Below are 18195 nucleotides of genomic sequence, written 5' to 3'. Positions count from 1 at the left end.
GCTGGCGTCATACACCGGGTTGTAGTTGGCTTCCAGCCATACTGTCCGGCCGTTTTTATCGACGCGCTCGAATTCGCCGCTGAACAATTCGCCTTGGTTGAGGCGCTGCCAGAACTCGCTGTAGGCCGGGCTGCTGGCCAGCTCCTGTGTACAGAACAGACGATGATGCTTGCCCTGGATTTGCGCGAGGCTATAGCCCATGCGCTGCAGGAAGTTGGCGTTGGCGGTGATGATGGTGCCGTCGAGGTTGAACTCGATCACCGCCATGGCCCGACCGATCGCCGCCAATTTGGCGTTGGCCTCGCTCTCGGCTTGCAGACGCGGGGTCACATCCATGGCGAACTTCACCACCTTGATCACCTGGCCTGCTTCATCCCGTACCGGGTTGTAGCTGGCTTCCAGCCACACCGATTCACCATTGCTCGCCTGGCGTTCGAATGTACCGGATTGAAATTGGCCGCTGCGCAGGTTCGTCCACAACTGGTGGTATTCGGCGCTGCGGGCGAACGCTGGTGTGCAGAACATTCGATGGGACTGCCCCACCACCTGTTCGGCGCGATAACCGGTGGCTTTGAGGAAGTTGTCATTGGCCCGCAGCACATTGCCTTGCGGGTCGAATTCGATCACCGCCATGGACCGTTCGATGGCATCGAGCATGCTGGCCTGATGGGCCACAGTGTGTTGCAGGGTGTTGATGGTTTTTTTATGGGCGTTGAATAGCATGGTTGGGGCTCGGGCAGGCAGCATCGGGGGTTTTCCATGTCTGGGCGCTTGCCCCGTTCGGCGCCTGGCCTACGGTTGACGTGCTCATTGTCGGCTTCCTGATGCCGACAGAGGGAGTTGGAACAAGGTGTTCAGAGTGATCAGCCTGACAAGAAGTTCGCCCCAAGGGCAGGACCTTTTTTGGGTAGGCGACAAATGGTGGCTCTATGCTATCCCTGCGGGGGGTATCAGGCCGAATAAGCCACTCTTTCGTCGCTCATATTCACCCGGTTACGCCCGGTATCTTTCGCTGCATAAAGCGCCCGGTCCGCCGCGTTCAGCCACATGGCCGCGTCCTTGAAAGAGGGCTGGAAGTCCGCCAGGCCGATGCTCAGGCTCACGCGCAGCTCGGGGATGTTCGGGGCGCGATAGTTGCTGAACGTTTCGCGCATGCGTTCCATGACCCGTGCGGCTTCGTGCTGGGTCATTTGCGGAAGAATCACACAGAACTCATCGCCCCCGTAACGCCCAGCCAAGTCGTTTTCCCGCAGGTTGCGCCTTAATTCCAGGCTCAATTGGCGCAATACGGCGTCGCCGACAATATGCCCATGGGTGTCGTTGATCTGTTTGAAATGATCGATATCGATCAGCGCGATCGTGGCGTGGGTGTGTTGTTGCTGGCACTTATGGAACTTGAGGTGCAGCAAGTCTTTCCAGGAGCCGTGATTGAGCAACCCCGTGAGGCTGTCGATACGGCTCAAGGCACTGAGGGCGCGCTTGTGGTCGGATAGTTTGATCGCCAATTGATAGCAGATCATGCCGATGGACATGGGGTAGAACGTCAGCATCGGCAGGCACGCGTAGACCTGAGCCAGGCTGACGCCGGGGTTGAAGTGCAGGCCAAACAGCAATACCGCGACCCCGGCACCCAGCAGTTGGGCCAGTGCGCCACGTATCAGCAGGCGTTTGCCGCCGGCGGCGACGTTGTTCATGGACACCATCGACAGCAACGTCACGGTGGTCAGGGGCGCGAACTGCAACGTCGCAGCCCAGAAACCACTGAATAAAGCGTCATACACTAAGTTGCGTCGTTCGGCGTCGTAGGGGACTTTGGCACGGGTTGCCAGTTGATACGCCAGGTGCGGCCAGACGAAACCATTGACCAGCAGCGCTGCCCAGATCCACCCAGGCGCAGTCATTGGATATAAGACGGTGATCACACTGATGCTGCACAGGGCAGAGCCGATGATCCTGGGCCTGTAGATGCGCTTGGCAAACGAGAGACCCTTGCCTTGTCTGTTTTCCATAAAATCCTGGGTGAGCTGCTTTTTATACCTATACGGCGGCGCCCGTTCACTGGATGAACCGTTGATCGGAAAAGGCTTATGAATATTGTCAGTTATTCCCGTGGGAATAATCAGTGGCCTTCCAGGCCATTTACGCAAAACAGAGGGCGAAAGCGTCAAAAACGACCATAAGTGTCGCTTAGGCAACAGGTATTACGGTGCAGGCATGGGCCTGACTTCGTAGCCAGCCAGGAACAGGTCAATGGCGGACTCGATCACACGGGCCTGGTTCTCGACATCCAGTGTCGGCTGGCCGAGGGTGATCTGCGGCCAGAAGGCGAAGGCTTTGAGCAGGCTCTGGATCTGGTGCGCGGCAAACGCCGGGTCGGTACAGGAGAGGCGGCCGTCTTCCTGGGCGGCGCGTACCCACTGGGTGAAGCCTTCTTCGCGCTGGCTCAGGCGGGTGACCATGTCTTGCGCACGTTCCGGCGAATGGATGGTGGCGGCGATGGCGACTCGGGCGAGGTCAAGGAAGTTGGCGTCCGCCATCATCTTCATCTTTGCCTCCAGCAATCCGCGTAATTGCTCACGCAGCGGGCGGTCACTGGCGTAGCAGACATCGAGTTGGGCGACGCTGCTCGCCCAGAGCTGGTGGAGAATTTCGGCGAACAACTCTTCCTTGCTGGGAAAATGGTTGTACACCGTGCGCTTGGAAACCCCGGCGGTGGCGGCGATCTTGTCCATGCTGGTCACCTCGAAACCGTTATCGCGAAACTCAGCGATGGCCGCCGCCACGATGGCTTGGCGTTTGCGGTCGGTGAGGCGTTGAGGGGCAGTCATGGATGGCGCTCGGCTCTTGAAGGAAAATTACACTCGGTAGTTTACTTGCTCCCGGTTTTGTTGCAATCTTGAAACTACACTGTGCAGTGTAATTTATGCGCGGACCTAGGAGTCAACCTGCAATGGCCACCCACTCACCCCGTGTCGACCGCGCGCCTGCAGCGCTCAAGCCTGCCGAGCAGGGCAAGACGCATTTCAGCAACGAGGCCCCTGTACAACACGGCGGGCTTGGCAAAACGTTGCGTATCTTTTGGAACATGTTGTTTAACAAACCACGCACCACGCGGCCGGTGGGGGCGATCCCGGTACAACCGCTGACCCGCGAGCAACTGCTGGCGGCACCCGATCACAGCGTGTTTCGCCTGGGGCATTCCACCGTACTGCTGAAAATGCGCGGCAAGTTCTGGGTGACCGATCCGGTATTCGCCGAGCGTGCCTCGCCGTTCAGTTGGGCCGGCCCCAAGCGCTTCCATCAGCCGCCGATCAGTCTTGAAGCGCTGCCTGATCTGGAAGCGGTGATTCTTTCCCACAACCATTACGACCATCTTGACCGCAGAGCTGTCGTCCAATTGGCCGCCAAGACCCGTTACTTTCTCGCGCCGCTCGGCGTGGGTGACATTCTGGTCAAGTGGGGCGTCGACGCCAGCAAGGTTCGTCAGTTGGACTGGTGGCAAGGGGTCGAGGTTGAGGGCATCCGTTTTGTGGCAACGCCGGCGCAGCATTTTTCTGGGCGTGGCTTGTTTGATGCCAACCAGACCCTGTGGTGTTCATGGGTGATGATTGATGGCGCACGGCGGATCTTTTTCAGCGGCGACACCGGTTATTTCGATGGCTTCAAGCGCATCGGCGAGCAGTACGGCCCGTTCGACCTGACGTTGATGGAAACCGGTGCTTACAACGTTGACTGGCCCCACGTGCACATGCAACCGGAACAAACCCTGCAAGCGCATATCGACCTCAAGGGGCGCTGGCTGCTGCCGATCCACAACGGTACGTTTGACCTGGCGTTTCATGCCTGGCATGAACCGTTTGACCGCATCATGGCGCTGGCGTGGGAGCGCAATGTGTCGATTACTACGCCTGCCATGGGCCAGGCGTTCAGCTTGAATCAGCCTGAGCGTGGGTCTGCCTGGTGGCTGGAAGTAGAGACGCGAAAAGGTTCACAAGAGCACCTTTTGAGCTGACGGAGGAGGCGTGGGAAAAAGGAGTTTTCAGGTTGTTTCAGGGCTGCGACACACGCCAGCGAAGGATGCGATGATCCCCGGAAATTGACGGTTCTGGGGGCGTTCTGATGGAAAGCAAATGTAGTAAAAATCCGCGAATGGCGGCGACTTGCCCGCTGGGGCAGCCGGTGGCTGCGCTTATGGATATGGCAGGTCGGGCGCCGGCCTGTTCCCCTCCGCCCGCCGATCAAACCCCTCCCCGCAGCATCGCTTTTGGTGGCGATCAACACCTTCAAGTCCATCCCAAGGATGGTGTTTTGATACCCGGCTATAACGTACCGGCACTCCCTATAAAACCCGTGCGCGACCCCGCGTTGACGCTGATTGCCTTGAGTGGCATCGAACCTGAGGGGCCGGTAATGGTAGAGGTGCCTCTGGTGCAGAACAACAGCACCTTTACCCCCGACAGCGCGCTGGCTGGTCGACGCGTTGGTTTTGCCGACCGGTATGGGCGCGGCGGTGAACATGAACCCATCAAGCACCGGGCACCGTTCACGCGAGCGTTGGCACTGTTACGACAGGCCGGGGTGCTCCTGCTGCCGGTGCCAGCACAGCGGGTCGATGACTCGCTACAATTCGACCTGCACACGCGCAATGAAATCGATGACCTTATGAATGAGTACCGGCTGGATGCGCTGGTGTCTGACAGTCAGAGTGCCGCGTTCCATGGGGCCTGCTGGAGCGGATACCCGAGGCTGGGTGAGCCATTGGGGGAGGGGACTACGTTGTGGTTCTACGGGGCGCGATGGTCGAAGGATTCACTGGCTACCCTGGTGCAGGGCTATCGCAGTGTGCGTGGCCTGGCGGATGCACAGTAGGGGCTACCTGCGGTGATGAACAATCCTACGTGATGAGTTACCTGCGTCATGCAGGCTGGGCTGAGGGAAGTTTTTAGACTGGCGCAAGGGTCAACGGTGATCCTGCGTTATTTCAGATTCTTCCCTAGAGGTCGTTCATGTTTGGTATTGGTTATGGTGTGAGCAGGTTCGTAAACCACGCAGCCTCCTGGATGGTGCTTCAGTCGACAGATGTGGCGCCAAAACCGGTGCCGCCAGGAACGGAATACGCCAGTGTTCGCGAGCTCAGTGAACAAATGGCCCGGCCAGGTGGGCTGACCTCGCAAGACCTGGTCAGTTTTCTGCAAACGCGTATTCGAGAACGCGATCCTGCATTAAACGCGATCATCGAACTCAACCCCCAAGCGCTGGAGATTGCTCGCGAACGGGACCTTGAACGCGCCAACGGCAAGGTGCGGGGACCACTGCACGGCATTCCGGTGCTCCTCAAGGACAATATCGAGACAGGCGACACCCAGCAAACCAGTGCAGGCGCCTATGGATTGGTGGGCGCCGCTGCGACTAAGGATGCGTTCATCGTGGAGCGCCTGCGTGAGCAAGGCGCAGTTATCCTGGGTAAAACCAACCTGACTGAACTGGCCGGCTTTCGCGGCTGCCCCGATGGTTTCAGCCAGCGGGGCGGGCAAACGTTCAATCCTCATCAGGCGGATGCAGAGGTCGGTGGGTCAAGCTCAGGCTCGGCTGTCGCGGTCGCCGCGGGCTTGGCACCCTTGGCCGTTGGGACTGAAACCAATGGTTCGATCATCGTACCGGCGGCGTTTAACGGCGTGGTCGGTTTGAAACCCAGCGTCGGCTTGTTGAGCCGCAGCGGCATCATTCCGGCCAGCCATCGACAGGACACGCCGGGCCCCATGACGCGCTCGGTATTTGATGCTGCGCTGATGCTCAACGTCATGTCAGGCAACGACCCTCAGGATGCGCAGAACGCGAATGCCCCAACAGCAATTGACTACACGGCGCTGCTAAAGCCTGGCGCCTTGAAGGATAAGCGCATCGGTTTTCCCTCGACCTTTTCCGCGAATGGTGAAAGCTCGGCGGTGGACGATAGCCCACAGTTCAAGAAAACCCTCGAAGCACTTCGCGCACAAGGTGCCGTACTGGTACCGGTGAACTTGCGGATAGCGGACTCCACAGGTTATGACGAGTTGTTGCTTGCCGATGTAAAGGATGAACTGAATGAATACCTGGAAAAGCGCAATGGGTTGCCGGTCAAGTCAGTGTCCGAGTTGATCCAGTTCAATGAGCAGCGTGATGGCACCGAGACTGACCACCAGCCTGTACTCAGGGATATCGATGCGTCCACCTTGACGGCCGAGGAACGCAAGCCTCTATGGGATGCCCTTATCCAGGGTTTTCGAAGCACCGTGGATGAGTTGATTGACGGGCAAAAGCTCGACGCCATGGTGTCGGACTTCGAAACGAACAGCTACTTTGCGGTTGCCGTCGCCGGCTATCCAGGGATTTCGGTCCCTTCCGGCAAGGATGAGCGGGGCGCGCCAACCAGTGCGTACTTCTTTGGGGCCCGCTGGACCGAACCCACGCTGCTGGCCGTGGCCCATGGTTACGAAGAGGCCGCGAAAGAACATCCCAAGGTCGGACGCTAAGTCTCGGTATTGGCTTGCCCGACCCTATGCACCATTGGGTTGGGCAGTGGCCGAGTCGATTGATACGCTAGTTGAACTCATCAACCGAGACATGATGCCCCGTGCCATGGGTTCAGCTGGAGCGGTGTCAAAGCGGCGCGCACTCATTCCCCACCCCGGCGCAAACCCCGGGAAAAACACCAGCCCTTCCGCTTCCAACCGAAACGCCAGGATCAAACGGGTTTCATCATCCACCTCGCCCTGGCTTTCAAGCTGTTGAACCAACTCCACAGCCACGCCCGCGTGGCGGGCCAGGTCTTGCCTGCTCCAGCCCAGCATCGCGCGGGCCTGTGCACTGTGCTTGGCGGTGAATTGGTGCAGGACGATCTGCTGTTCTACGAAAGAGCTCATTGCCAGGGAGGACATGGGGTTTCTCCAGGGTTCGACGGGGGAGGACAAACTATACTGTGTTTTTGTACAGTTGTTTTGACCGCTCATCAACTGGATTTTTTTGCTGTCCTATGTGCGGGCTTTTACCCAGCGCTGGACTGAGGGGGTTTTGAACATCGCATTGAAGCGGCGCTCACACTGAAGTACTGATGCCTTCAGAGTCCCGGCGCCTCTCGAATAATCAGGTGATCCAGGTTCTCGATATTCGCGCTGAACACCCCGAACGTCTGCTCGGGGTTCTTCTTGCTGGGCACGTGTTTCAGCTCCGGCGTCACCCCGTAGAAGAAGCAATACAGCGCCCGCTCACTGTCCACTGCCGCCTTGATCTGCTCCAGGAACGCCGTGCGCTTGCGGTAGTTTTCGATAAGTTTTTTGCTCAGGTAGACATTGACCGAGTAGGGCTTCTTGTCGAGCCATACCTTCTTCTCGAAGTCGATGCGAAAGCTGCTGGTGTAATCCTTGATCGCCTTGATCTTGCCCCAGTAGATCAGACCCTTGTTGTCTTGCAGGTATTCGATCTTCTTGAAAAACGTCCAGTAGGTCGCGGTGTGCTCGCCGATTTTCAGCGGCATGCGCTTGAGCGTGTCTTTGTCGTCGATATTGGACACAAAGCATTCCACCGGGTGGGCGAATACGCTGGTTTTATCCGGGGTGGTGTCGCTACTGCTGGCAGATGGGCCGGCGAGGTTTGAGGGAGTTTTCGCCGGCTCCTGTGGGATCTGCGCCTCGGCACCGGCCACCGGCGTGCTGCGCGGGTACGTCCGTCGAGTCAGTAAAAATTCCGACGGGAAATGGTCCTCGCGCTCGTCATCGGTTTCATCGGTAGCGCCCTTGTGCGTGCTGGCGTAGCGGCACCCTTCGACATGCCGGGTGCTGGTCTTGTTCTTGAAATGCGGCGTGCGCACGTAGTTGACGTTTTTTGCATTGAACGTGCTCAACGCATTGCCCGTATCGAATGCCGCTCGGCACGCATCGTTGGGGCAGAGGAAACTGTCCTTGTCGGAGTCGTAGGCAGCGGTTTCGTCGAAATTCAGGTCTCGTACGTCGTAGATCGACAGCTTGTCATCGAGACTCAGGCTGTAGGCCGTGTCGAATTTCATGGGGCTCGGGTCCGTGAGAAGTTTCGCTATTAATAGCGGGATCCCACGTAAATATCAGCAAGAACCTGCACCCCGCCGCCCACTCAGAAACATAAGGTGCCACCCACCGCCGTCAATGCACCCAACGCATAGAACATGCTCGTGGGCGCTGCATTGATCAGCAAGCAACCACAAATCACCGGACTCATCGCCCCGCCAAACGCCGCCAGGTTCTGGGCGCCGTAGTAAATGCCGCGCAGGGCATCTGGGGCGATGGTGTCGATGAACAGGTACTCCGAGGGATAGATGATCATCTCACCCAAGGTGAACACGAACATCGCCAGGCACCAGGTGAGCAGGCTGTTTGCCTGGCTGAAGCCGATCAGCCTCGCAATGAACAGCACGGTTCCCAGCAGGATCCAGTAGCGCAACCGTTCACGCTTGAGAACCGGCCGATCAGGAACAGCGCCGACGCGGCTTCGGTGATCACCAGGGTCAGGGTGGTGAGGTAGAGGTTGCTGGCAAAGGTTAGCAACAGAAAACCAATGGCGCTGAATAGCATGGCCAGCAAGGGGCTGGTCATTGCGACGACAGCCAGTTCGTCTAGGCCTCGCAGGTCGAAGCCGTCGCCATCCTGGTCCTGACTGGCCGCTTCCTCGACTTCCTGCCGGAACGCTACGCCGCGCCCTTGGTAAGGGAAGGGCGCCTGCGCGCACTGTGCCCGGAGCAGGTCCACCTGAGCACCGCGTTCAACCTGATCCTGCGCCACAACGCGCCACGAAGCCCGATGGTAAGAGCCTTCGCCACAGCCTTGGGCGTGGACCTCAAAGCTACGACATAGCTCTCCCGAGCTACACAGATCAAATGTAGGACGGGTCGAGCTTTAGCGAGGCTTCGATGGGATCGACGTTCGACCAGTAACGGAATGTATATCCCATTGACATATCCATTTCGTGGTGTAGCGTTGCGTAATCACACGACCACTGGAGGTAGGCCATTATGGACCAAGGTTCTGTATTTCAAAGCAACCGCAGCCAAGCTGTACGTTTGCCAAAGGCTGCTGCGCTGCCGGATGACGTAAAACGTGTAGATATCGTCTCAATCGGTAGGGCCCGAATCATCACCCCAGCCGGTGAATCATGGGACAGCTGGTTCGATGGCGAGGGTGCCACGCCGGACTTCATGAACGACCGAGATCAGCCTGCTGACCAAGAGCGGGAATCTTTTTAATGCTCAAGTTCATGCTCGATACCAACATCTGTATCTTCACAATCAAAAACAGACCCCAGCAGGTGCGCGAAACATTCAAAAAACACTATGGCCAACTAGCTATCAGTACCGTAACCCTGATGGAGCTGATTTACGGCGCGGAAAAATCACCTAACCCAGAGCGAAACTTGGCTGATATCGAAGGCTTTGCAGCACGTCTGGAAGTTTTGAAATACGACCAGGATGCCGCTATGCACACAGGCCAACTTCGTGCTGAGCTAGCGAGAGCTGGTACTCCGATAGGTTCATACGACCAGATGATCGCTGGGCATGCCCGTTCGCAGGGCCTGATTATGGTCACTAACAAACGGCGCGAGTTCGACCGCGTGCCAGGTTTGCGGGTAGAAGATTGGGTGTAAGCGGCGTGTTAAAACGCCGTCCCGAATACGGCTTACGCACCACGCCGATCCAAATGTGGGAACTGTCGAGCCCAGCGGGGCTGCGAAGGGATCGACTCGGTGTTCCAGCCGATCCCAATTAACCCCATCACCGCTGCAACCGAGCCCGCTTTTTCTTCTTCGCATGAAAATGCCGAAAATGCGCATCCTGCGCCGCCGCCAGCAACTCCCGATCCCCACGCGTGTCGCCCCAGGCCCGCAGCCGATACTCGCCCAAGTCGCCATACACCGCTTCAAGCCGCAACACCTTGTTCTCACACCGGCAATTATTCCCGGTGAGCTTGCCGGTCAACACCCCGTCGACCACCTCAAGCTCAGTGCCAATCAACTTGATACCCAGCCGATCCGCAAACGGCTGCAACACCAATGCCGGCGACGCCGAACACAGCGTCACCACGGCGCCCGAGCCCAACTCCTGCTCCACCGACAACACCCCCGTCGGGCGCATCAACCGCGCCCAATTGCGCTGGCAATACTCCTCGGCCTTCTGCTGCACCCACGTCTTCTGCACCCCAGTCATAAAGGTGCGGATCAACTGCGCCTTCAACTCATCGCGGCTGATCTGCCGCACCAAAAAGCGCAGCCCCGGCACCGCCAGCTTGACCATCCGGCCATAGAACTCGCCGGGGCCAAAGGCAAACTTGAGGAAGGGCACGAAACTGTCGTGGTGGGTGAGGGTGCCGTCGAAGTCAAAGACGGAGAGTACTTTGGCGTCGATGGGGCCGGCTTCGAGCATGTCTGGGTTCACGGGTTGGCCTCGGTCCTATCTAGTATTTTTTAGTGCGCATCAGCTGTGACAGCAGGAGTCTACTCCCGTGCCAATCTTCCGATTTTGGCGTAAAGCCCTTCGGTGAAAGCCTCCCGGTCACTCGACCGGTGACAACGCTGATGGCAATTGGGGCACAAGGCTACAGCATTGGTGATGCGATCCGAACCCTTCTGGGCGAGGTGCTTGACGTGATGTACTTCAAGAAATGGCTGGCCGTCGACCTCGAACGGCGCGTTAGAGCTGCAGCCTTCGCAGATGCCGTTGGCTTCTTTCAGTACCCAGGCACGTACCCTCGGGTCACGAACAAAGGAGGTGCTGACGCTCGATACCTTCTGCGGCTGGGCAATGCCGTCCGGTAGCTTATGGAAAGGTTGCTGCTGCAGTTTGGACGCGCGTCGGATAAGCGTTTGCTCGTCTGCCGTTTGGGCCGCGTCTTCGGATTCGAATACACCCTGTGCGGCGAGGGCTTGGCGGATACGTTGCTCTACGCCTGTGCCTACGTTCTTCGCTGGCTTATAACCTTCGATGCGGTCCCAGCCCATACGCACAAGCACGGTGGAAATATTTTGCATGCGGAATTCGATGGAGCCTTTTGCACGGCCAGCCACCGGGCCCTCGCGTAGAAGGCGGTTTTCGAGTGCTTTGTTGAACGGTTGGCCGCTCTTTTCCCAGGCCAACATCTTTAAGTACGCCTCGACCGCAGCTGCCAGCTCCGCGTCGCTCCAGTCCGTTTTGTCTTTCGTAATATCCATGCAGTCGCCGAGGGTAGAAAACCCTCGGACGATACTGAGTAGCCATTATTGCGTCTACGAAATTTCCTACGCATTGGTAGGATTCGGCGGTCGTCCGCCTTAGTAGATTCGCTGCTTCACTCGGAAAGTTTGAGTGAGCTTGCGCCACCACGGAGTCCTTGCCGACTCTTTCCGGTAGGTTCGATTGACCAACAGATATGGCATGTCTCGAAGGCGAATCCAGCCTTCATCCTGCCAATGCAGCAGGTTCAGCGACATCTCAGGCCAATCCAACATGCTCAATAGCGGTCGCTCTACCGTTCGGGGTTGGCACTCGTCACGCAACGTCGGGACGACTTCATGAGTGAGCCAGCTACGCACTAGGCGATTCCCAGGTGTGTAGTGATAGACCAGCAACGCATAAGCGCCTGATTCGCTGATCATTAGCATTTCTTCCGGCTGACCGTGGTATAGCAGCTTTATGGTTCTTCGCTGGTCTTCATCTAGCTTGCGCGTCGTTCGCTCATCCAGATACCACCCCATCAAACGCCCAAGGTCTCGAGCGCAGAACCAGGGTTGGTTTTCCAGAAGGAGGGCGTGAAAAGGAAGGTTTTGACGGGTAAAGACGGTGGGGACAAAAGGGTCATACATGGAACACCTCCGGGTTGGGAAGTGCTTGAAGGATGGCTCTTACGCAGTAGATTGCCTTCGCGAGGAAGGTGAAAATTCTAGGCATTTCCATTACCTCTGTGTGATGTCAGCTTTCTTAGGGCTGGGTGCCGGGAGTTAAGAAACCCCACACAGAGGGCCGGACATATTCCCCTTTCGGGTCTTGTATTAGCCCACTCCCGGCATAACAGAGATTTTCCATGCCCACGGGGAAACCGTAGGCACAAAAAAGCCGCTACTGTCGGGTGCGGTCAGTCCGCTGTGTGAGGTGTTTCTTAGGCACCACGGTGAGACTACGAGAACGATTAGATTAGGTCAATACGATTTTATGGATAAACTTAAGATGGCAATATGGTATCGGAAATAGGTTGTTTTCAACCGATATGTTATAGATTTTCTAGCATTATTCGAATTTCTTTGAGTGCTGAACCTAAATTATGTATGTGCTGAATTCGGAAGTCTGGCGCTGTAGTGTCTAGAGTGAATAACTCGTTTTCTATGTGTGCAATAATTTGAGAAGCTTCCTTTTTTAATATTCTCATTTTTCTCACGGTGCATCTTGAGGGGCGGTTTAACGAAAGAATATTTATCATGTAGTCTGATTGCTGCGTAAGTGCAGAGATTTTTCCGTCTCTAATGACACTAAAATGATCTGCGCGAATTACTCTGAATGGATCAATAAAGTAAGTTAGGGAGTGATTTTCGTCTGGCCAGAAATTAGATTTAAGTAAATTACACTTGGCGCACGCCAATACGAGGTTCTCTGGAGATCTCGATAGTTCGGGGAAAAGCTTTTGAGGACGAAAGTGATCTAAATGCATACCCTCGCCACCATTCTCTCGAAGAAGAATATCGCAATATACGCATCTAAAAGCACAATCCTCTGATATTTCATCATAATAAGCACGATAGTCAGCAAAGGGGGTGCCAAGAGAAGAGAGTTTATACTGGCTTCTGCGTGTTATTTGAGGGTAGAACATTTTTATAGTCCTAACAATTTTTTTACTTCTGCGAGTTTATCTTCGACTTGGGATACTTTTCTGCTCAACTCTTCTGAGTCAATCAACTCAGATGCAAGGATCTTTCTTTCGCGATAAAATCCTAGTTCTTTGTATTCGTTTAACTCAGTGTCATCAAGCCCTTCGGTGCTAGATTTTCTAAGTAAGGTCTCGAATCTTTCATTTCTATCATTTGTTATAGTGCGAAATATATTGAGATGTCTTCGGAGTCTTATGGATATGGCATTTACTTTATCTGCGTCGATCAAATCATCCTTGCTTAGTACGTATTCGATATTTCCATCGTTGGCGTCTAACTCTTGAGAGAAGTTTGTCAGTATGTATACAGGTATTTTTTGATCGAGGTTTCGAATTGTTTCTGCTAGTTCCGTCCCGAAATAGTTTGCGGTTCCGGCGGCTTTCAGTTTCTGGTCTATTATGATCGAAGAAATGTTTTCATAAGAGAAAATGATCTCTACCATTTTCTCTTTAAACATAATAGGTTCAATAGCTATAACCGTCGCTTCCTCACCAAAACATTTTTGTAGTGCGCGACCATTAACTCTTAATGCTTTGGGTTCTTCGTCGATATATAAAACTATAGGTGTCATTTTATTTCTCCAGGAATAGTGATAATAAATTCCGCTCCGCCAAGTGCTCCTTTGGGTATAGCAGTTATAGTTCCTTTTGCGTGGTCAATAACAAAAGTTTTTACAATTGAAAGCCCCATGCCGGTTCCAACGACTGTGCCCCTTTCATCTCTGCGTGTGCTGTACATCGGATTGAACAAGTGGCGTTCGGCACCAGCCTCGATTCCGCAGCCACTATCAGCGAATCTGATTTCCACATTGCCGCCAATGTCCTTGGCGCTAACTCTTATTATTCTTGCACCTCTAGGTGTGTCTCTTAATGCCCAAATAGAATTGGAGATCATGTTGACTATTATGCTTTCCCAATCAATTTCAAAAGCAGTGATTTTTTTTATGGTTGGAGGGATTCCTGTTATATCGACTTCAATATTTTGCCTTGAAATAGACTCATCAAGAGAGTCGAATACTCTTTTTGAAATCTCATATATACTGATTTTCCCTTTTTTTCTTTTCTCTTTTTTTACATTTCCTAATGAGAAAGATGCGAAATTTTTAATGAATCTTGTGCTATCAATTATGATATCTAAATCATCAATTATCTCGCCTTCAATTTTCTCGGAGATCATAAACTTGCCAAGCATAAAGTTTTCTTTTAGTTCAATAGCGCTGAGTGCGGCAAGGTTGCAGAATTCTTTTGCTTCATGGCCAAAACATACGGTCAAGATGCCGAGAGAGGCGAGGTTTGCAAGCGTGTCTTTTTCGCGCTCTATTTCTTCTTTTTTGGCAGCATAAGCCCGTTCATGTTTTTCAGAGGCTTTTTGAGTTTGGATAACAAATTTTTCCACCTCTGCTATTTTTTCTTTTATATTATTGTCTGAAAATGAAGATCCAGTTTTTACTGCTTCACTAAGTTCAAATACTGCTTTGTTGCTCTTTGCAATGAAATTGTCTAGAGCTGATTTAGAATCATCGAAGTCGTCTGGAGGTGCATTTTTTCTTGCATGCTCGATGGCAATGTTTTCGAAAGTACTCACAACTTTCATGGCAAAAGCTCTTAGATCCAGAAAAGCATTTGTTTCTACCATGCCTTCCCGATTAGCTTGATCTATTAGATTGCTATTTTCAAAGCGACTTATAAATACAGCTCCTAGAATCTGGTGAGGAGCTACTCTCCAATTACCTTGCCTTATTCCTGATGGGTTTTTAGCCTTCCGAAGTCCAAAGTCAAGCCAGTCGCCCCTGCCTGAAGGTTCTCCGTAAGGTCTAACTCTAAAAAAGTCTCGATATATTCTAACTCCATTATGGAGCTCCATAAAACTACTCCACTCTTTCCTTGTAATTGCAGTGGGTTCTGGTTGAGGGATGTAGTACATCTTCATTGAAAGAGGGCCACATTCAGGTTTCGCCCTTTCGGGTAACCAATCTTCCCATTTTACTGGGCCCTCTTTTATTAATTCTCCCGTTGTGCTGTGAAGTAGATCTATACTTATTAAGTAGTTCTTATCAATGTTCGCATCCACTGACCAAACTGCTGCGTCTAAAACTTTTTCTGAGCTTAGTTTTCCATTTAGAGATTTATAAGGGCAATTGAAGTCTATGGTGTAATCATTAACGGATGCGAAAGGCGATACTAGTAGCGATAATTCATTTCGGAGTGCTGTTAGTCTTTCTTCACTCCATATCTCTTTTAATCCGAGTAGGATCAAACGGGTTCCGCTTTTTTTTCGATAAAATAAATTTCCGTATTTGTTACTTGCTGGAAGACTTCGTGAGAATATTTTGTGAGTTACGCTAGAAATAGTTGCGGTTTTATCATCGTATTTTTTCCAGTCTACATGTAGCTCCAATACCGAGTCTGATTCCGCAGTTTTGGTCTGTAGAATAAGCTTTCGGCATAGGCGATCAATACCCAAGCGCCCAAGTCCTTTTGCTCCAGTGAAAATTCTATTCTTGCCTCTGGAGTGGACAGCATCAGATTTATGTTCGGTGCCGATTTTAAGCCAGACAGACTCAAGCGTATTTAAGTCCATGCCATCTCCATCGTCTTCAATTACTACAAGAGATAAAGGGCTATTGAGTTTTATGAAATTTATCGAGACTTCTTCTGCGTTTGCGTCATATGAATTTTTTAATAGCTCGCCTATGGCGGCGGTAGAGCTAGCGATACTTTCTCTGCCTAATTGCAGAGGAAGTCGTGCTGCGATATCAAATGGCGCACTCTTAATTAGCTTTTTGGGCATGCGAAACTCTCCATTTGATCGTAATTGAATTGTATGTCTGTTAAGTACTTTGCTAAGTCTAGCTCTTTAAAGGTCTTATTTTCGAAGCTCTCTCCAATGGCCTCCAATACACTAAGGGGAGGGGTTGGAAGTTTGTTCAAATCTCCAGCATTAATCTGCGTGTGTCCTAGCCTCTCTGAAAAGTAATCACTAACATAAGTCGAATTTAAATACCAGGAGAGTCCTTGTGCCTCTCTGGAGGATAGAACCCCTTTTGGCTTGGATATGTAATTTATATGGTTCTCTATAAAAACTAAATCGGGTCCATTTTTGAGAAAAGGCGCCGCGATAATATGAGAAAAACTATCTTTTGGGCTGAATCTTCTTACTAATACATAATTCTGGTTTGGGATGCCAAGTTTAGTAGTTTCTTTGCAGTTTAGGATGTGTTCATGTTTAATTGCTAATGGCCATTTTATCTCCATTTTTTGAACGTGTTGCATCCATAAGAGCGGTGCTGTTTTTTTATTGGCCTTGCATTTTAGATAGGTTTGGGCCCTAAATGGTACAACTCTACCGGTAGAAGCTTTTATACCTGCACTTAAAAGAGTTTCGCTAAAAAAATTTATTGAAAAATTTTTAGGATTTTTTATTATTACAAATGTCTGATCTTCATTTTTTGGAAGAACTTCTATTCTTTTGGCAGTTCTAGTGTTTCTTTGGCTCAAATCATCGTCACCTAAGCTAAAGCTGAGCGCGATTAAATCGGTTTTTGATTGCGATTTTTTGAACCAAGTTATCATTGATTCCTGTTGTATACGTTCTTTTGAAAAAGGGGCATCTCTACTTTCAAATAAATGAACAGCATATAAATCAAGTGATGAAAATATTTTGACTCTCAGTTTTTTAAAGTAGAGTCCACTTGTCCAGCTCCGTGGTGTTAGGTAGCACGCATTACCGTTTGGGCTTAAGTGATCTGCGCACTTTGACATGAATAGGCCATAAATATTTGGTTGACCATGAACTACATCGTTATTTGCAATAGAGCGTTCATCATCTTTTTTTATTTTGAAAAAAGGGGGGTTTGTAATGATAAGGTCATATGTTGCTTTGCTGTTTGAAAGCAAGAAGTCACTAAATATAATTTGGAATCTGAGTTTGATTCCATATGCTTTTAGTTTTCTTGATAAGAATTTTTTTAATTTTGTAAGTGAGCTTTTTAGCGTGATGTCAGTTTCGTATGCTGTCACGTCAACTGCTATTGGTTTTTCATTAAACGTAAGCAATGTGTCGATTAATGCTGAAAGTAAGACTCCAGTGCCAATAGCAGGTTCGAGGATACGAAGTGTATGAGGGACTGGAGTAGTGAAAATCTTTTCGGACATGTATGACGCTATTTTCGGTGGCGTCATAAACTGACCATAATTTTTCTTGTGAGACAGGGACGTCTTGAGTCGATGTTCTAGGCCTAGTCTATGAGAGTAATCTAGACATTTTGCCGTAGTTGGCGTGATATCGTTCTTTGCCATTTCAACTCTTCACTTAGCTTGCTAAGGTTTTACGGTTTATAAAGGTGTCTCTTTACCTGAAAACAATTCTTAAGGCAAGATTTATCTTGGTGTGGCACGAGCATGCTCAGGATGCTAATTATGATTTTCGAAGTAAAAAAACGGACGTAGCTCCTCAAAAAAATGGTGAGATAATTGGATCTGACTTAGTAAATGCATGGAAAATTAAACAAAAATGTGCAGAAAAATAAAGGGCTACATATGTAGCCCTCTGGTTATAAAGATATATTTCTATATCAATCCCAGCTCAACGCCCCACCCGTCTGATACTCAATAACCCGAGTCTCAAAGAAATTCTTCTCTTTCTTCAAGTCCATGATCTCGCTCATCCAAGGGAACGGGTTGGTCGTGCCTGGATACTCTTCCTTCAAGCCAATCTGCGACAGGCGACGGTTGGCGATGAACTTGAGGTAGTCCTCCATCATCGCCGCGTTCATGCCCAGCACGCCGCGCGGCATGGTATCGCGAGCGTATTCAATCTCCAGCTGAGTCCCTTGCAGGATCATCTGGGTCGCTTCTTCCTTCATCTCGGCATCCCACAGGTGTGGGTTTTCGATTTTGATCTGGTTGATCACGTCGATACCGAAGTTCAGGTGCATCGACTCGTCGCGCAGGATGTACTGGAACTGCTCGGCCACGCCGGTCATTTTGTTGCGGCGGCCCATGGACAGGATCTGGGTGAAGCCGCAGTAGAAGAAGATGCCTTCTAGGACGCAGTAGTAGGCGACCAGGTTGCGCAGCAGTTCTTTGTCGGTCTCGACGGTGCCGGTTTCGAACTTCGGATCGGAGATGGAGCGGGTGTATTTCAGGCCCCAGGCTGCCTTTTTGGCGACCGATGGGATCTCGTGGTACATGTTGAAGATCTCGCCTTCATCCATGGCCAGCGATTCGATGCAGTACTGGTAGGCGTGGGTGTGGATCGCTTCTTCGAAGGCCTGGCGCAGGATGTACTGGCGGCACTCCG

17 protein-coding genes and 3 pseudogenes are annotated in these 18195 nt (G+C 52.0%); 6 read left to right on the top strand and 14 right to left on the bottom strand.

All coding sequences use genetic code 11. From position 1 onward, the window contains the following. The 3 genes and pseudogenes from EJD88_RS27475 to EJD88_RS06310 all read right to left on the bottom strand — a co-directional run. Positions 1-633: pseudogene (locus tag EJD88_RS27475) on the bottom strand (PAS domain-containing protein); the annotation flags it as partial. Positions 634-950: 317 nt separating this feature from the next. Continuing rightward, on the bottom strand, positions 951-2009 hold the full coding sequence (locus EJD88_RS06315) for a diguanylate cyclase (protein WP_158877260.1): 1059 nt from the start codon (positions 2007-2009) through the stop codon (positions 951-953). 192 nt (positions 2010-2201) lie between these two features. Continuing rightward, on the bottom strand, positions 2202-2828 hold the full coding sequence (locus EJD88_RS06310) for a TetR/AcrR family transcriptional regulator (protein ID WP_099585393.1): 627 nt from the start codon (positions 2826-2828) through the stop codon (positions 2202-2204). A gap of 122 nt (positions 2829-2950) precedes the next feature. Between EJD88_RS06310 and EJD88_RS06305 the strand changes: the two genes are divergently transcribed. From EJD88_RS06305 to EJD88_RS06295, 3 genes are all read left to right on the top strand, one after another. Next, a complete protein-coding gene (locus tag EJD88_RS06305; RefSeq protein ID WP_158877258.1) occupies positions 2951-4012 on the top strand; it encodes an MBL fold metallo-hydrolase in 1062 nt (353 codons plus the stop codon). Between the two features lie 398 nt (positions 4013-4410). After that, positions 4411-4869, top strand: a complete 459-nt coding sequence (locus EJD88_RS27160; RefSeq protein ID WP_256673675.1) for a hypothetical protein — start codon at positions 4411-4413, stop codon at positions 4867-4869. 137 nt (positions 4870-5006) lie between these two features. Continuing rightward, complete coding sequence (locus tag EJD88_RS06295; RefSeq protein WP_158877256.1) at positions 5007-6512, top strand: amidase family protein; 1506 nt, start codon at positions 5007-5009, stop codon at positions 6510-6512. 24 nt (positions 6513-6536) lie between these two features. On the opposite strand, the gene EJD88_RS06290 is transcribed toward EJD88_RS06295, so the two are convergent. The 3 genes and pseudogenes from EJD88_RS06290 to EJD88_RS06280 all read right to left on the bottom strand — a co-directional run. Further along, a complete protein-coding gene (locus tag EJD88_RS06290; protein ID WP_099585390.1) occupies positions 6537-6917 on the bottom strand; it encodes a transcriptional regulator in 381 nt (126 codons plus the stop codon). A gap of 179 nt (positions 6918-7096) precedes the next feature. Then, positions 7097-8041: a hypothetical protein gene (locus EJD88_RS06285; protein WP_158877254.1), complete on the bottom strand. Its 945-nt coding sequence runs from the start codon at positions 8039-8041 to the stop codon at positions 7097-7099. Between the two features lie 54 nt (positions 8042-8095). Further along, positions 8096-8477, bottom strand: a pseudogene (locus EJD88_RS06280) (MFS transporter); the annotation flags it as partial. Between the two features lie 150 nt (positions 8478-8627). Between EJD88_RS06280 and EJD88_RS06275 the strand changes: the two are divergent. The 3 genes and pseudogenes from EJD88_RS06275 to vapC form a co-directional block, all read left to right on the top strand. Beyond that, positions 8628-8861, top strand: a pseudogene (locus EJD88_RS06275) (LysR substrate-binding domain-containing protein); the annotation flags it as partial. A gap of 158 nt (positions 8862-9019) precedes the next feature. Further along, the gene (gene vapB, locus EJD88_RS06270; RefSeq protein ID WP_158877252.1) at positions 9020-9250 is read left to right on the top strand and encodes a type II toxin-antitoxin system VapB family antitoxin; all 231 of its coding nucleotides are present in this window, start codon (positions 9020-9022) and stop codon (positions 9248-9250) included. Beyond that, positions 9250-9648, top strand: coding sequence for a tRNA(fMet)-specific endonuclease VapC (gene vapC, locus EJD88_RS06265; protein WP_158877250.1), 399 nt, complete (start codon positions 9250-9252; stop codon positions 9646-9648). The genes vapB and vapC overlap by 1 nt, the downstream gene beginning before the upstream one ends. 127 nt (positions 9649-9775) lie before the next feature. Here vapC and EJD88_RS06260 read toward each other — a convergent pair whose 3' ends face one another. The 8 genes from EJD88_RS06260 to EJD88_RS06225 all read right to left on the bottom strand — a co-directional run. Next, positions 9776-10423: an HAD-IB family hydrolase gene (locus EJD88_RS06260; protein ID WP_158877319.1), complete on the bottom strand. Its 648-nt coding sequence runs from the start codon at positions 10421-10423 to the stop codon at positions 9776-9778. Between the two features lie 71 nt (positions 10424-10494). Beyond that, positions 10495-11208: an HNH endonuclease gene (locus EJD88_RS06255; protein WP_158877248.1), complete on the bottom strand. Its 714-nt coding sequence runs from the start codon at positions 11206-11208 to the stop codon at positions 10495-10497. Positions 11209-11307: 99 nt separating this feature from the next. Next, on the bottom strand, positions 11308-11838 hold the full coding sequence (locus EJD88_RS06250; protein ID WP_158877246.1) for a Bro-N domain-containing protein: 531 nt from the start codon (positions 11836-11838) through the stop codon (positions 11308-11310). 404 nt (positions 11839-12242) lie between these two features. Next, entirely contained in the window at positions 12243-12836 is a 594-nt protein-coding gene (locus tag EJD88_RS06245; protein WP_158877244.1) for an HNH endonuclease, read from the bottom strand. Between the two features lie 2 nt (positions 12837-12838). After that, positions 12839-13465, bottom strand: coding sequence for a hypothetical protein (locus EJD88_RS06240; RefSeq protein ID WP_158877242.1), 627 nt, complete (start codon positions 13463-13465; stop codon positions 12839-12841). Next, positions 13462-15684 carry an ATP-binding protein gene (locus EJD88_RS06235; protein ID WP_158877240.1) on the bottom strand — a complete coding sequence of 741 codons (2223 nt, stop codon included), beginning with the start codon at positions 15682-15684 and terminating at the stop codon, positions 13462-13464. The genes EJD88_RS06240 and EJD88_RS06235 overlap by 4 nt, the downstream gene beginning before the upstream one ends. Then, entirely contained in the window at positions 15669-17192 is a 1524-nt protein-coding gene (locus tag EJD88_RS06230; RefSeq protein WP_256674390.1) for an Eco57I restriction-modification methylase domain-containing protein, read from the bottom strand. Before EJD88_RS06230 ends, EJD88_RS06235 begins: the two co-directional genes overlap by 16 nt. Positions 17193-17467: 275 nt before the next feature. After that, on the bottom strand, positions 17468-18195 hold a 728-nt coding region (locus EJD88_RS06225), incomplete at its 5' end, for a ribonucleotide-diphosphate reductase subunit beta (protein ID WP_158876242.1).

Source organism: Pseudomonas sp. PB105 (assembly GCF_009764655.1).
Taxonomy (GTDB): domain Bacteria; phylum Pseudomonadota; class Gammaproteobacteria; order Pseudomonadales; family Pseudomonadaceae; genus Aquipseudomonas; species Aquipseudomonas cyclaminis.
The sequence above is the reverse complement of the archived record's forward strand: the minus strand, read 5'-3'. Positions and strand labels throughout refer to the sequence as shown.